11 protein-coding genes are annotated in these 14879 nt (G+C 56.6%); 7 read left to right on the forward strand and 4 right to left on the reverse strand.

Annotated elements, in window-relative coordinates:
* From mukB to RTP97_RS19930, 4 genes are all read left to right on the forward strand, one after another.
* Positions 1-3437: chromosome partition protein MukB (gene mukB, locus RTP97_RS19915; protein ID WP_312416712.1), on the forward strand; the 3437-nt coding region annotated here is incomplete at its 5' end.
* A 179-nt stretch (positions 3438-3616) separates the two neighbouring features.
* The gene (gene ldtD, locus RTP97_RS19920) at positions 3617-5395 is read left to right on the forward strand and encodes a L,D-transpeptidase (RefSeq protein ID WP_312416715.1); all 1779 of its coding nucleotides are present in this window, start codon (positions 3617-3619) and stop codon (positions 5393-5395) included.
* Between the two features lie 183 nt (positions 5396-5578).
* Positions 5579-6127, forward strand: coding sequence for a YcbK family protein (locus RTP97_RS19925; RefSeq protein ID WP_312210431.1), 549 nt, complete (start codon positions 5579-5581; stop codon positions 6125-6127).
* Positions 6128-6154: 27 nt separating this feature from the next.
* The gene (locus tag RTP97_RS19930) at positions 6155-6802 is read left to right on the forward strand and encodes an MBL fold metallo-hydrolase (RefSeq protein ID WP_312416718.1); all 648 of its coding nucleotides are present in this window, start codon (positions 6155-6157) and stop codon (positions 6800-6802) included.
* A gap of 50 nt (positions 6803-6852) precedes the next feature.
* Here RTP97_RS19930 and aspC read toward each other — a convergent pair whose 3' ends face one another.
* Positions 6853-8043 (reverse strand): aspartate transaminase, encoded by a 1191-nt coding sequence (gene aspC / locus RTP97_RS19935; RefSeq protein WP_312210433.1) that lies wholly within the window; start codon positions 8041-8043, stop codon positions 6853-6855.
* A gap of 236 nt (positions 8044-8279) precedes the next feature.
* On the opposite strand from aspC, the gene RTP97_RS19940 reads away from it, so the two are divergent.
* Positions 8280-8666 carry a type II toxin-antitoxin system RelE/ParE family toxin gene (locus RTP97_RS19940; protein ID WP_312416732.1) on the forward strand — a complete coding sequence of 129 codons (387 nt, stop codon included), beginning with the start codon at positions 8280-8282 and terminating at the stop codon, positions 8664-8666.
* Positions 8650-8976, forward strand: a complete 327-nt coding sequence (locus RTP97_RS19945) for a helix-turn-helix domain-containing protein (RefSeq protein WP_312416720.1) — start codon at positions 8650-8652, stop codon at positions 8974-8976. Before RTP97_RS19940 ends, RTP97_RS19945 begins: the two co-directional genes overlap by 17 nt.
* Positions 8977-9058: 82 nt before the next feature.
* Here RTP97_RS19945 and ompF read toward each other — a convergent pair whose 3' ends face one another.
* The 3 genes from ompF to pncB all read right to left on the reverse strand — a co-directional run bounded on the left by ompF (position 9059) and on the right by pncB (position 13490).
* Entirely contained in the window at positions 9059-10117 is a 1059-nt protein-coding gene (gene ompF / locus RTP97_RS19950; protein ID WP_312416722.1) for a porin OmpF, read from the reverse strand.
* A 606-nt stretch (positions 10118-10723) separates the two neighbouring features.
* Positions 10724-12124, reverse strand: coding sequence for an asparagine--tRNA ligase (gene asnS, locus RTP97_RS19955; RefSeq protein ID WP_312416725.1), 1401 nt, complete (start codon positions 12122-12124; stop codon positions 10724-10726).
* Positions 12125-12287: 163 nt separating this feature from the next.
* On the reverse strand, positions 12288-13490 hold the full coding sequence (gene pncB / locus RTP97_RS19960; RefSeq protein WP_312416727.1) for a nicotinate phosphoribosyltransferase: 1203 nt from the start codon (positions 13488-13490) through the stop codon (positions 12288-12290).
* A gap of 262 nt (positions 13491-13752) precedes the next feature.
* Between pncB and RTP97_RS19965 the strand changes: the two genes are divergently transcribed.
* Positions 13753-14879, forward strand: a 1127-nt coding sequence (locus RTP97_RS19965) for a M1 family aminopeptidase (protein ID WP_312416729.1), incomplete at its 3' end; no start/stop codon positions are given.

Genomic DNA, 14879 nt, shown 5'->3' on the forward strand with positions numbered 1-14879 from the left:
TGCAAACCGCGCTGCGTCAGCAGGAGAAAATTGAGCGCTACGAAGCGGATCTCGACGAGCTGCAAATCCGTCTGGAGGAGCAGAACGAGGTGGTGGCGGAAGCCGCCGATCGCCAGGAGGAGAACGAGGCCCGGGCGGAAGCCGCCGAGCTGGAGGTGGATGAGCTGAAGAGCCAGCTTGCCAACTATCAGCAGGCCCTCGACGTGCAGCAGACCCGCGCTATCCAGTATAACCAGGCCCTGGCCGCGCTGGAGCGCGCGCAGGCCCTGTGCCACATTCCGGATCTGACCCCGGAGAGCGCCCAGCAGTGGCAGGAGACCTTCCAGGCCAAAGAGCAGGAAGCAACCGAAAAACTGCTCTCGCTGGAGCAGAAGATGAGCGTGGCCCAGACCGCGCACAGCCAGTTTGAACAGGCGTACCAGCTGGTGGCGGCTATCAACGGCCCGCTGTCGCGGGACGAAGCCTGGAGCGTGGCCCGCGAGCTGCTGCGCGATGCCGTAAACCAGCGCCATCTGGCCGAACAGGTGCAACCCCTGCGGATGCGTCTTAACGAGCTGGAGCAGCGCCTGCGCGAGCAGCAGGAGGCTGAGCGTCTGCTGGCTGAATTCTGCAAGCGTCACAACAAGCGCGTCGATGCCGACGAGCTGGAGGCTCTGCATCAGCAGCTTGAAGCCCAGATTGCCGCTCTCTCTGAGACCGTTGCCAACGCCGGTGAACAGCGCATGGCCCTGCGTCAGGAGCTGGAGCAGCTGCAGGCACGTATTCAGCGCCTGCTGAAGCGCGCCCCGATCTGGCTGGCTGCGCAGAATAGCCTCAACCAGCTCTGTGAGCAGAGCGGGCAAGAGTTTGAATCGAGCCAGGATGTCACCGAGTACCTGCAACAGCTGCTGGAGCGCGAGCGCGAAGCGATTGTTGAGCGGGACGAAATTGGTGCCCGCAAGCAGGCGGTGGACGATGAGATCGAGCGTCTGAGCCAGCCGGGCGGGGCAGAAGATGCCCGCCTCAATGCGCTGGCGGAACGTTTCGGCGGGGTGCTGCTCTCTGAAATCTATGACGATGTCAGCCTTGACGATGCCCCTTACTACTCGGCACTGTATGGTCCGTCGCGTCACGCCATCGTGGTGCCGGATCTCTCCCTGATCGCCGACCAGCTGGAAGGATTAACCGACTGTCCGGAAGATCTCTATCTGATCGAGGGGGATCCGCAGTCCTTTGACGACAGCGTCTTTGCCGTCGACGAGCTGGAAAAAGCGGTGATCGTTAAGGTTGCCGATCGCCAGTGGCGTTATTCCCGCTTCCCATCGCTGCCGCTGTTTGGCCGTGCCGCACGCGAGAACCGTATTGAGAGCCTGCACGCCGAGCGCGAAACGCTGGCGGAGCGCTTCGCCACGCTGTCGTTTGACGTTCAGAAGACCCAGCGTCTGCACCAGGCCTTCAGCCGCTTTATCGGCAGCCATCTGGCGGTCGCCTTCGAGGACGATCCGGAAGCGGAGATCCGTACCCTGACCACCCGCCGGGGCGAGCTTGAGCGGGCCATCAGCGCCCATGAGAGCGATAACCAGCAAAACCGTGTCCAGTACGATCAGGCGAAGGAGGGCGTCAGCGCCCTTAACCGCCTGCTGCCCCGCATCAACCTGCTGGCTGACGACACCCTGGCCGACCGCGTGGATGAGATCCGTGAGCGTCTGGACGAGGCCCAGGAAGCAGCACGCTTTATTCAGCAGTACGGCAACCCGCTGGCGAAGCTGGAGCCGGTGGTCTCGGTTCTGCAGAGCGATCCGGAGCAGTTTGAACAGCTGAAAGAGGACTACGCCTACTCGCAGCAGGTGCAGCGTGAAGCGCGCCAGCAGGCGTTTGCCCTTACCGAAGTCGTGCAGCGCCGGGCTCACTTCAGCTACAGCGACTCCGCCGCGATGCTCACCGGCAATAGCGATCTTAACGAGAAGCTGCGCCAGCGTCTGGAGCAGGCGGAGAGCGAACGCGCCCGCGCCCGTGAGGCGATGCGCAGCCACGCCGCCCAGCTTAGCCAGTACGGCCAGGTGCAGGCATCGCTGAAAAGCTCTTACGACACCAAGAAAGAGCTGCTGAACGATCTGCATAAAGAGCTGCAGGAGATTGGCGTCCGGGCCGACAGCGGCTCGGAAGAGCGGGCGCGCATCCGTCGTGATGAGCTTTACGCCCAGCTCTCCGGCAACCGCGCGCGCCGCAACCAGCTGGAGAAAGCCCTGACCTTCTGCGAAGCGGAGATGGATAACCTGACCCGCAAGCTCAAGCGTCTTGAACGTGACTACCATGAGAAGCGCGAGCAGGTGGTGACGGCCAAAGCAGGCTGGTGCGCAGTGATGCGGATGGTGAAAGATAACGGCGTTGAGCGTCGCCTGCACCGTCGCGAGCTGGCCTACCTCTCTGCTGACGAGCTGCGTTCCATGTCGGATAAGGCGTTGGGTGCGCTGCGTTTGGCGGTGGCGGATAACGAACACCTGCGCGACGTGCTGCGCATGTCGGAAGATCCGAAGCGTCCTGAACGTAAGATCCAGTTCTTTGTCGCGGTCTACCAGCATCTGCGCGAGCGTATCCGTCAGGACATCATTCGCACTGACGATCCGGTGGAAGCGATTGAGCAGATGGAGATCGAGCTGGGCCGTCTGACCGAAGAGCTGACCTCCCGCGAGCAGAAGCTGGCTATCAGCTCCCGTAGCGCGGCGAACATCATTCGCAAGACCATTCAGCGCGAGCAGAACCGTATCCGCCAGCTCAACCAGGGCTTGCAGAGCGTCTCCTTTGGCCAGGTGAACAGCGTGCGTCTCAACGTGAACGTGCGCGAGACCCACGCTACTCTGCTGGACGTGCTCTCCGAGCAGCATGAGCAGCATCAGGATCTCTTCAACAGCAACCGCCTGACCTTCTCGGAAGCGCTGGCGAAGCTCTATCAGCGTTTGAACCCGCAGATCGATATGGGCCAGCGCACGCCGCAGACCATCGGTGAAGAGCTGCTCGACTACCGCAACTATCTGGAGATGGAGGTTGAGGTTAACCGTGGCTCTGACGGCTGGCTGCGCGCTGAGTCCGGCGCTCTCTCAACCGGGGAAGCGATCGGTACCGGGATGTCGATTCTGGTGATGGTGGTCCAGAGCTGGGAGGACGAAGCCCGTCGCCTGCGCGGGAAAGATATCTCTCCGTGCCGCCTGCTGTTCCTTGATGAAGCTGCCCGTCTTGATGCCCGCTCTATCGCCACGCTGTTTGAGCTGTGCGAGCGACTGGAGATGCAGCTGATTATCGCTGCGCCGGAGAACATCAGCCCGGAGAAAGGGACCACCTACAAGCTGGTGCGTAAGGTGTTCAACAATCAGGAGCACGTACACGTGGTTGGCCTGCGCGGCTTTGCGCCGCAGCTGCCCGAGCCGCTGCCCGGCACGGCGGATGCCAGCGTAACCTGACGGGTAAATAGGACAAAAGGGTGGCAGCAGAGCCGCCCTTTTTTATTGCCCGCTGGCCCAACCAGATCGAGATCAATCTTTAATCTTCTTTACATTTAGCCGGGCAAATGTATTTTTGTCTTTATATACTCAAAGTACCAGACGGATTAATCGATTCGTTTTTAAACAGGGGGCAAGGGATGTTGCTGAAGAAAAAAGAGAGTCGTCGGGCGTCCGCACTCAGTTTGTGCCTGGCGCTCGCGTTTGCTCCGCTGTTTAGCGCCATGGCCGATGAGCCAGAGGTAGTTCCTTCCGATAGCTCTGCCAGCGTGGGCATTCAGCCTACGGCGCTGGCCGAGCCGCTGATGCAGTCCCACGCGACCGCCGTCATGGCGGGGGTGGAGACGCTGGCCGATCCTGGCCTGATGGCTAAAACCCGTGCCGATATCCAGTCCCTGCTGCCGGCAGACTATACCCCGGTCTATATGAACCAGCTCGTTGCGATCTATGCCGCCCGTGAGCAGAAAGCCATGTGGGACGATCGCGCTGCGGTTAAAGCGTTTCAGCAGCAGCTGGCCGAGGTGGCTATTGCCGGTTTCCAGCCGCAGTTTACCAAATGGGTTGAACTCCTAACCGATCCTGCCGTTACCGGCCAGGCCCGGGACGTAGTGCTGTCCGATGCCATGCTGGGCTACCTGCACTTTATCGCCGGTATTCCCGTCAAGGGCAACAGCTGGCTCTACAGCGCAAAACCGTATCAGCTGGCGACACCGCCTCTGACCGTGATTAACCAGTGGCAGCTGGCGCTGGATAACGGCCAGCTGGCGCACTTTGTTGACAGCCTCGCGCCGCAGCACGCTCAGTACACCTCTATGCACCAGTCGCTGCTCAAGCTGCTGGGAGATAACCGGCCCTGGCCGGAGCTAAAGAGTACCGCCACGCTGCGCCCAGGACAGTGGAGCAACGATATTCCGGCCCTGCGCGAAATTCTCTCCCGCACGGGGATGCTGGATAGTGCCGAGAGCATCGTTCTGCCGGGCGACAAACCGAAGAAGGCGAAGCCCGCGCGCGGCGGTTACTACGATGGTGATTTGGTCGCGGCGGTCAAACGCTTCCAGACCTGGCAAGGCTTGGGTAGCGATGGCGCTATCGGGCAGTCTACTCGCGACTGGCTGAACGTCACGCCTGCCCAGCGCGCAGGGGTGCTGGCGCTCAATATCCAGCGCCTGCGCCTGCTGCCGGGAACGGTTTCGACCGGCATTATGGTTAACATTCCGGCCTACTCGCTGGTTTATTACCAGCAGGGTAGCGAGGTGCTGGCGTCACGGGTGATCGTTGGCCGTCCGGATCGCAAAACGCCGATGATGAGCAGCGCGCTCAACAACGTTGTCGTCAATCCGCCGTGGAATGTGCCGCCGACGCTGGCGCGCAAGGATATTCTGCCGAAGGTGTGGAACGATCCGGGCTATCTGGAGCGGCATAACTATGTTGTGCTGCGCGGCTGGAACAGCAAAGAGACCATCGATCCGTGGCGGGTTGACTGGGGCACCATCACCCCATCCAATCTGCCATTCCGCTTCCAGCAGGCACCGGGGGCGCACAACTCGCTGGGTCGCTATAAGTTCAATATGCCCAGCTCGGATGCTATCTATCTGCACGATACGCCGAACCATAATCTGTTCCAGAAGAACGAGCGGGCGCTCAGCTCCGGTTGCGTGCGCGTGAACAAAGCCTCTGAGCTGGCCAGTATGCTGCTGCAGGACGCGGGCTGGAACGACACGCGTATCTCTGGCGCACTGCAGGAGGGGAACACGCGCTACGTGAATATTCGCCAGAACATTCCGGTGAACCTCTACTATTTGACCGCCTTTGTCGGCAGCGACGGGCGCACCCAGTATCGTACAGATATTTACAATTACGATCTGACTGCGCGTTCCGGAGCGGGAGTGTTGCCGAAGGCGGAACAATTAATCAGATAAATGAAGTAGTTCAGATTAATCCATTCTCTTAATCACTGGTAAAAACGGGCTGCCCAGGCTACGCGGCCCGCCTTTACCGGGCTTGACCTTCCTTGACGTAAGAAATTTTGCCCGGTAATGTGCTTTTTCACGCGCCAGAAGTGCATTAATTAAGCAAACTTTTTACCTGTAGACCTGATTATCATGGATAAATTTGACGCTAATCGCCGCAAACTGCTGGCGTTAGGTGGTGTTGCACTTGGTGCAGCCATCCTGCCAACGCCTGCGTTCGCTACCCTCTCTACGCCACGCCCACGGATCCTGACTCTCAATAACTTACACACCGGAGAGTCAATCAAAGCCGAGTTTTTTGACGGCAAGGGCTATATTCAGGATGAATTAGCTAAACTTAACCACTTTTTCCGCGACTTTCGCGCCAATAAAGTGACTTCCATTGACCCTAAACTTTTCGACCAGCTCTATCGCTTGCAGGGACTGCTCGGCACGCGCAAGCCGGTTCAGCTTATCTCTGGCTATCGCTCTATCGATACCAACAATGAACTTCGCGCCCACAGCAGCGGCGTGGCGAAGAAGAGTTATCACACCAAAGGCCAGGCGATGGATTTCCATATCGACGGCCTCGCATTAAGCAATATTCGCAAAGCCGCGTTATCTATGGGTGCAGGTGGTGTAGGATATTACCCACGCAGCAACTTTGTGCATATTGATACCGGGCCGGTTCGGCACTGGTAGCCCAGGGCTTAATGAAAAAGGAGCAGTATGAACTATCGTCTTATTCCGGTTACCGCCTTTTCCCAGAACTGTTCGCTGATCTGGTGTGAGGAGACCCGAGAGGCCGCGCTGGTGGATCCCGGCGGTGACGCCGAGCGCATCAAAGAGGTGGTTGCCGCCTCTGACATCACGCTGACGCAGATTTTGCTCACCCACGGTCATCTCGATCACGTGGGGGCCGCCGCCGAACTGGCGCAGAACTACGGTGTGCCGATCGTCGGCCCGGAAAAAGAGGATGAGTTCTGGCTGACGGGTCTTCCTGCCCAAAGCCGTATGTTTGGCCTCGATGAGTGTCAGCCCCTGACGCCCGATCGCTGGCTGGACGAAGGCGAGAGCGTGACCGTCGGCAAGGTGACGCTTGAGGTGCTGCACTGCCCGGGCCATACGCCGGGACATATCGTCTTCTTTGACGCGCAGTCGCGCCTGCTGGTCTCCGGAGATGTGGTCTTTAAGGGTGGGGTAGGGCGCAGTGATTTTCCGCGCGGCGACCATGGTCAGCTGATCGACTCCATCAAGCGCAAGCTGCTGCCGCTGGGCGATGACGTGACCTTTATTCCTGGTCACGGGCCGATGTCGACCCTTGGGGAAGAGCGCCTGCACAACCCGTTTTTGCAGGATGAGCAGCCGATCTGGTAGTTCGTCCCATAAAAAAGGGTCGCTTCGGCGACCCTTTTTTTGCGCCAGGCTTACAGCACGGCGACGATGGCTTCACACAGCGGAGCCATATTGTCTGGGGTCATACCTGCGACGTTAACGCGACCGGATGCCACCGCATAGACGCCAAACTCTTCGCGCAGGCGCTGAACCTGCTCTTTGGTCAGGCCGCTAAACGAGAACATGCCGTTCTGCTTGATGATAAAGCTGAAGTCGCGGTTAGCGCCTTTCTCCTGCAGCGTATTAACAAACAGCAGACGCATGCGCTGAATGCGCTGGCGCATATCGGTCAGCTCCTGCTCCCAAATGGCGCGCAGGGCGTCATTGCTGAGGATGGTCGCTACCACAGAAGCACCGTGCGCTGGCGGGTTGGAGTAGTTGGCACGGATCACGGACTTCAGCTGGCTGAAGGCGCGATCGGCAGTGTCCGCATCGGCGGTCACCAGGGTGCAGGCCCCAACGCGCTCGTTATAGAGGCCAAAGTTCTTCGAGTAGGAGCTGGCAACGATCAGCTCCTTATGCAGCGCAGCAAAGGCACGCAGCCCCTCTGCATCCTCCTCCAGACCACGGGCAAAGCCCTGGTAGGCGAAGTCAAACAGCGGCAGCCAACCTTTCTCAACAGAGAGCTGAGCCAGAGTTTGCCACTGATCCAGCGTCGGATCGATGCCGGTTGGGTTATGGCAGCAGCCGTGGAACAGCACCACGTCACCCGCCTGGGCTTCGTTTAGGCTTGCCAGCAGGCCGTCAAAGTCGAGGGTGTGGTTGGCTGCGTCATAGTAGGCATATTCGCGCACTTCCAGTCCGGCTGCGTTGAACACGCCTTTGTGGTTCGGCCAGCTTGGGTTGCTCACCCAAACGCGCTTAACGTCGGTGTTTTTCGCCAGGAAGTCTGCCGCCACGCGCAGCGCACCGGTACCGCCTGGGGTTTGTGCCGTGCGGGCGCGCTTGTCGTTAATTACCGCGCTGCCTTTACCAAACAGCAGCTCCTGGGTACAGCGACCAAATTCCGGGATGCCGTCGATGCCGAGATAGTTCTTTGTCGTCTCGTTCTCCAGCAGATACTGCTCGGCTTTCTTCACGCTGGTCAGCACCGGCGTTTTGCCGGTTTCATCTTTATAGACGCCGATGCCAAGGTTAATTTTTGTCGGGCGTTGGTCGGCACGAAACAGATCGGCTAACCCCAGAATAGGATCAGCAGGGGCTGCAGTAATATTCTCAAACATGACGAGGTTCCATTTTGATGACAGAAGGGCGTTGGGTATCAGGGTAACGGGAGAATTATCAATTGCCAACCGTTTGCGACAAAATGTTACGCCTATGCCGCTCTATTTTATGCCATGACCTCAAGTCACGGATCCGTAGCCAGAGTAAATGACTATTTTAATGGCGTTGCGGCTATGTGCCGTACGATTTACTATAGTAATTATGACGGGCTAATGGTAAGGGATTCACCGTGGCAGTGTATACGACCAGACTGTTTGACAGGAAAATGAAAGGCGAACATCTGACAGAAGATCTTCTCTTTGAGGTTGCACAGGAAGTGATGGATGGCCGTTTTGAAGGCGATCTCGGCGGAGGGGTAATCAAGAAGCGAGTTGCGTTAGGCGCAGGCAAGCGTGGGGGAGCCAGAACCATTATCTTTTTTAAGGTTGGATCTCACCTGTTCTTCGCTGATGGCTGGAGAAAAAACCAGAGCAGAAAAAGCGGTAAAGAGATTCAGGATGATGAACTGGCAATCTATAGAGACATCGCGGGTGACTTGCTAAAGCTGAATACACAACAGATTGAGCGCCTGGTTAAAGCAAACGAACTGCGTGAGGTAAAGTGCAATGGCAGCAAATATTAAAGAGTTGCAGGAGATGGCGAAGGGCCTGCATGAGCATGGCGGTATCAGCGATGCCACGATGGACCGAATCAACACGCGTGTTGCCGCTCGCGAATTTCGCGAGCGTATTGAGGAAGCCCATGTAATGAACGGCGCTGATATCCAAAATTTGCGTGCTCGTTACAAGATGTCCCAATCCTCGTTGGCCTATGCGCTTAATATGTCCGTAGTCAGCGTCTCTAAGTGGGAGCGGGGAGAAAAAATACCTTCAGGGGCTGCGCTTCGTCTGCTCAATCTTCTTGATAAAAACGGTCTGGATATCTTTGCCTGACAGCTATTAGCCACGTGTTATAAGCATAAAAAAACAGGGCCGAGGCCCTGTTTCTTAAGCATATAATAACGAGGTGTACAGCTTAGAACTGGTAAACGATACCGACAGCAACGGTGTCATCATCGCTCAGGCCCAGCTTGTTGTCGTCATCCAGCAGGTTAATCTGGTAGTCAACATAGGTGGACATGTTTTTGTTGAAGTAGTAGGTCGCGCCGATATCAACATAGTTGATGAAATCTTCGCTACCAACGCCTTCTACGTCTTTCGCTTTAGATTTGTAGTAAGCGAGGGACGGACGCAGACCAAAGTCGAACTGGTACTGAGCAACGACAGAGAAGTCCTCAGATTTGTTAGCGTAGCCATTGCCACCCAGACGAGCCGCGTTGCGCATTTCACCATACAGAGCTGCCAGGTAAATGTTGTTCGCGTCATATTTCAGGCCGGTTGCCCACTGCTCAGCTTTATCGCCCTGGCCTAAATCCAGAGCCTGCTGGGCATTGGTACGGTCAGCGGCACCGTAAGCACCCAGAACTGCGAAGCCATCAAATTCATAGCTCAGAGAAGTTGCCCAGCCGTCGCCGTTAGAGCGGGTAGCATCAGTACGTTCGTTTTTGCCCAGGTACTGAACGCCGAAGCTCAGGCCATCAACCAGACCGAAGAAGTTGCTGTTACGGTAAGTTGCCAGACCACCGGTACGGCCAGCGAAGAAGTCATCGCTCGCGCCAGTGTCGCCGCCGAACTCAGGCAGCATATCGGTGATACCGATGACGTCATAGACCAGGCCATAGTTACGACCGTAGTCGAAGGAGCCTGCGTCACCGAATTTCAGACCTGCGTATGCCAGACGGGTTTTGTTACCGGACTGCGCATCGCCGCCTTCAGAGTTGTTACCCTGAAAGTTATATTCCCACTGACCGTAACCGGTCAGCTGGTCGTTGATCTGGGTTTCGCCTTTGAAGCCCAGACGCGCATAGGTCTGGTCGCCGTCGTTACCGTCATTTTTAGAGAAGTAGTGCAGACCAACAGCTTTCCCGTACAGGTCTAATTTGTTACCGGCTTTGTTATAGATTTCTGCAGCGTTTGCTGCACCGGCTACCAGCAGAGCAGGGATAACCACTGCCAGAATATTGCGCTTCATCATTATTTATTACCCTCATTAGGTTTTTTATAACACCTGCCACCGCCGCCAATAAATTCTGTCAATAAAAATTTACGGAACTATTGATGAGAGTTTGGTGTCTTTTTGTGTCTGAGAAGCATCTTTCCATTCATATAAACGTTTCGCTACCTTGAAAGTGCTACAAATGTCTTAAAGAGGTAACAAAAAGAAATAATATGTAAGAATTTGTGTATTTTAGGGAACTTTGTGAACCACTTCATGTTTCCAATAGAGTTGCCGATAAAATCAACGGATCCATTGTTATATATATGAATTGCTTATGTTTAATTTTGCTAAAGCTTAAGCTTATTCAGAAAAGAGCGCAGTGAGAGGTTTTCTCATCTTCGTGTTTAGACATCTGGATAGCTGAGCGTGTTTTATCCAAATGTGCTAAAGCCAAAGCGCTTTTTTTTGTGCAAGTTTTAGGCAGTATGATTTCTGTACGAAATTATTTCTGAAAAATAGTCTTACAGACGCTAACTCAGGAAGGGTTGATTCGAAATTTTACTGACAGTTTGTTAACGAAAGTTGACAAATTAGGGTAGAAGAAGGGCCAGCGAGTGCTGGCCCAAAGAGAGTTAGAACATGTTAGAACGTGGCGTTACGCGGCGTGCGTGGGAAAGGGATCACATCGCGAACGTTCTGAACGCCGGTCACATAGGCAATCAGGCGTTCAAAGCCGAGGCCAAAACCAGCATGCGGTACGGTACCGTAGCGACGCAGGTCGCGATACCACCAGTAGTCCTCTTTATTGAGGCCCATCTCAGCCATACGCGCATCCAGCACGTCCAGACGCTCTTCACGCTGGGAGCCACCGATGATCTCGCCGATGCCCGGGGCCAGCACGTCCATTGCGGCTACGGTTTTACCGTCGTCGTTCAAGCGCATGTAGAATGCCTTGATCTCTTTCGGGTAGTTTTTGACGACTACCGGCGCTTTAAAGTGCTCTTCAGCCAGGTAACGCTCGTGCTCGGAAGAGAGATCCACGCCCCAGTAAACCGGGTTCTCGAACTGCTTACCGCAGTTTTCCAGAATGGTGACCGCGTCGGTGTAGTCTACCTGCGCGAAGTCGGCCTCAATGAAGCGCTCCAGACGCGTCACCGCATCTTTATCTACGCGCTCGGCAAAGAACTTCATGTCGTCTGCACGTTCGGTCAGCACCGCTTTAAAGGCATACTTCAGCATCGCTTCCGCCAGCGCGGCGTTATCTTCCAGATCGGCGAAGGCGATCTCCGGCTCCAGCATCCAGAACTCAGCCAGGTGACGGCTGGTGTTGGAGTTTTCCGCACGGAAAGTGGGGCCGAAGGTGTAGATTTTTGACAGGGCGCAGGCGTAGGTCTCGCCGTTCAGCTGGCCGGAAACGGTCAGGAAGGACTCTTTGCCAAAGAAATCTTGGTCAAAATCAACCTTGCCCTGGTCGTTGCGCGGCAGGTTTTCCAGATCCAGCGTCGAGACGCGGAACATCTCGCCAGCGCCTTCGGTATCGGAGGCGGTGATCAGCGGGGTAGAGACCCAGAAGAAGCCCTGCTCGTCAAAGAAGCGGTGCAGCGCCTGCGCCAGGGTGTGGCGTACGCGAGCTACGGCACCAATCAGGTTGGTGCGCGGACGCAGGTGCGCTACCTCACGCAGGTACTCGATGCTGTGGCGCTTGGCCGCCATCGGGTAAGTGTCCGGATCTTCAACCCAGCCGGTCACTTCTACGTGGCTTGCCTGCAGCTCAAAGCTCTGGCCCTGGCCCGGAGAGGCGACAACTTTACCGGTTACGACCACGGAGCAGCCGGTAGTCAGGTGCAGGACTTCATTATTGTAATTGGGCAGAGAATTATTAATAACGGCCTGTACAGGATCAAAGCAGGAACCGTCATAGACGGCCAGGAAGGAGATGCCAGCTTTTGAATCTCGGCGGGTACGCACCCATCCGCGCACGGTGACTTCTTGGTCAACGGCGACGCGGCCCTGGAGTACGTCGGCTACAGGCACAACGCTCATAATAGTCTCTCTGTTAATTGTCCGAAAAATACGCTTGCCACCCCGATGGGCGGTTTGTCTATGTTACCTGGCGTTCGCCATCAGACAAGCAGAATTAACAGTAAGAAGGGAAGAAATAAGAAATTAATAATGAGAAGGGAGCCGAAGCGGCTCCCTGGATGGATTAGCTGGCCTTTTTAACCTGCGGCAGATCGAACGCTTCGCGCAGCGCCCGGACAAAGGCTTTATCATGACAGATGGTTTTACCCGGACTGTCGGAGAGTTTTGCCACCGGTTTGCCGTTACACTCCACCAGCTTGATGACGATATTCAGCGGCTTCACCTGGGGGATATCGCAGGTCAGGCGTGTGCCGATACCAAAGCTCAGATTGACCCGGGGGGAGAAGTGGCGATAGAGATCCACCGCTTTCTTCAGGTCGAGGTTGTCCGAGAAGACCAGCACCTTGCTGAGCGGATCGATACCCAGCTTTTGATAGTGGGCAATCGCCTTTTCGCCCCACTCAACCGGATCGCCTGAGTCGTGGCGCAGGCCCTGATAGCGGGTGGCAAACTCCGGACCGAAGTCGCGCAGGAAGGCATCCATGGTGATGCAGTCCGTCAGGGCGATCCCCAGCTGTTCCGGGTATTCCGTCAGCCAGGCGGCAAGGGCGGCGCGCTGGCTGGTGGCCAGTTCGGGGCTGATCTGCTGGTGCGCCTGGAACCACTCGTGCGCCTGGGTACCCATCGGGGTCAAGTTCAGGCGGCGGGCGAGATCGTAGTTGCTGGTGCCGACAAACCACGGCTCCCGTTGCAGGCGCTCAACGATGGCCTGCTGCACGTCGCGGGAGAAGCGGCGGCGGGTGCCAAAATCCATCAGGCGGAAGCGGGACATATCCAGCCCGGCGGTGAGCTGGGAGAAATTCGCCAACTTCTCTTCGAGGGTGGATAGCGCTTCGTTGACGCCGGCATCCGGCGAGCGGTAGCGGTGTACCACCTCGCTGATCACCGCCAGCAGCGGCACCTCCCACATGATCACCTCGCGCCATGGGCCAGCGAGACGAATAGAGAGCTTGCCCTGGTCGTTGGTAATCACCACCTGGCCAGGGTCATAGCGGAACGCCCGCAGCCAGTCGAGATAGTCGGTGCGGAAGAAGGGGAGGCCGGAGAGCCACTGGTATTCATCATCCTGCAAGCGCAGGTGCTGCATAGCCTCTACCTGCTCGCGGATGGCATCGGCATAGATGCCCAGCAGGTCGTCGCCCCGGCAGCGAAACTCTGCTGACACGTAGACATCATAATATTGATGAAACACCGCCTGCTGCATATGCAGCTTATAGGCGTCGGTATCCAGCAGCGTTTGCAGAATAGGGGTAGCGAGTTGTGTCATGGTGCGCCGTAGCATCCTCTCACTTGAGCGTTTCCATCAAAGCCAAGGCAGATAAAGACGCAGGAGTATACCCTGATTATCGGTTTAATGAACCTGGATCACAACATAACAACGTGAGATGGTCGAGCGCATTTTGTGCCCCTGTTATCAAAATGTAGCAAACCGGGCTTTTTGCCTTGAAAAGAGTGTGTTTGCGCATGGCGCGAACCGGGCAACAGGAATAGACTGAGCTGTTACCATACTGAGATGCTAAAGGTTTTTTATGACTCAACAGCCCCAAGCCAAATACCGCCACGACTACCGTGCGCCGGATTACCTGATTAGCGACATTGACCTGACTTTCGATCTTGATGCTGTTAAAACCGTCGTCACGGCTGAAAGCAAAATTTCCCGCCAGGGCGCAGCGGCCGAGCCTTTACGTCTTAATGGCGAAGATTTGACTCTTGTCTCCCTTCACGTGGATGGACAGCCGTGGACAGATTACCAGATTGAAGAGAACGCGCTGGTTATCAATAATCTGCCGGACCGTTTTACCCTGCGCATCGTCAACGAGATCAGCCCGGCCGCCAATACCGCGCTGGAGGGGCTTTACCAGTCGGGTGAAGCGCTCTGCACCCAGTGTGAGGCTGAAGGTTTCCGCCATATCACCTGGTACCTTGACCGCCCGGACGTGCTGGCACGCTTTACCACCAAAATCATCGCCGATAAGAGCAAATATCCGTTCCTGCTCTCAAACGGTAACCGCGTAGGCGAGGGCGATCTGGAGAACGGCCGTCACTGGGTACAGTGGCAGGATCCGTTCCCGAAACCCTGCTACCTGTTCGCGCTGGTGGCCGGTGATTTCGACGTGCTGCGCGACACCTATACCACCCGCTCCGGCCGCGAGGTGGCGCTGGAGCTGTTTGTCGATCGTGGCAACCTGGACCGCGCCCCGTGGGCGATGACCTCCCTGCAAAATTCCATGAAGTGGGACGAGGAGCGCTTTGGTCTTGAGTACGACCTCGACATCTATATGATCGTCGCCGTGGATTTCTTCAACATGGGGGCGATGGAGAACAAAGGTCTTAACGTCTTTAACTCCAAATATGTGCTGGCCCGCACCGATACCGCCACCGACAAAGACTACCTCGACATTGAGCGGGTGATCGGCCATGAGTATTTCCATAACTGGACCGGCAACCGCGTCACCTGCCGCGATTGGTTCCAGCTCAGCCTGAAAGAGGGGCTGACCGTGTTCCGCGATCAGGAGTTCAGCTCCGACCTCGGCTCCCGCGCGGTGAACCGCATCAGCAACGTGCGTACCATGCGCGGCCTGCAGTTTGCGGAAGATGCCAGCCCGATGGCGCACCCGATCCGTCCGGACAAAGTGATCGAGATGAACAACTTCTA

It is taken from the genome of Pseudescherichia sp. (genome assembly GCF_031998825.1).
Taxonomy (GTDB): Bacteria; Pseudomonadota; Gammaproteobacteria; order Enterobacterales; family Enterobacteriaceae; genus Pseudescherichia.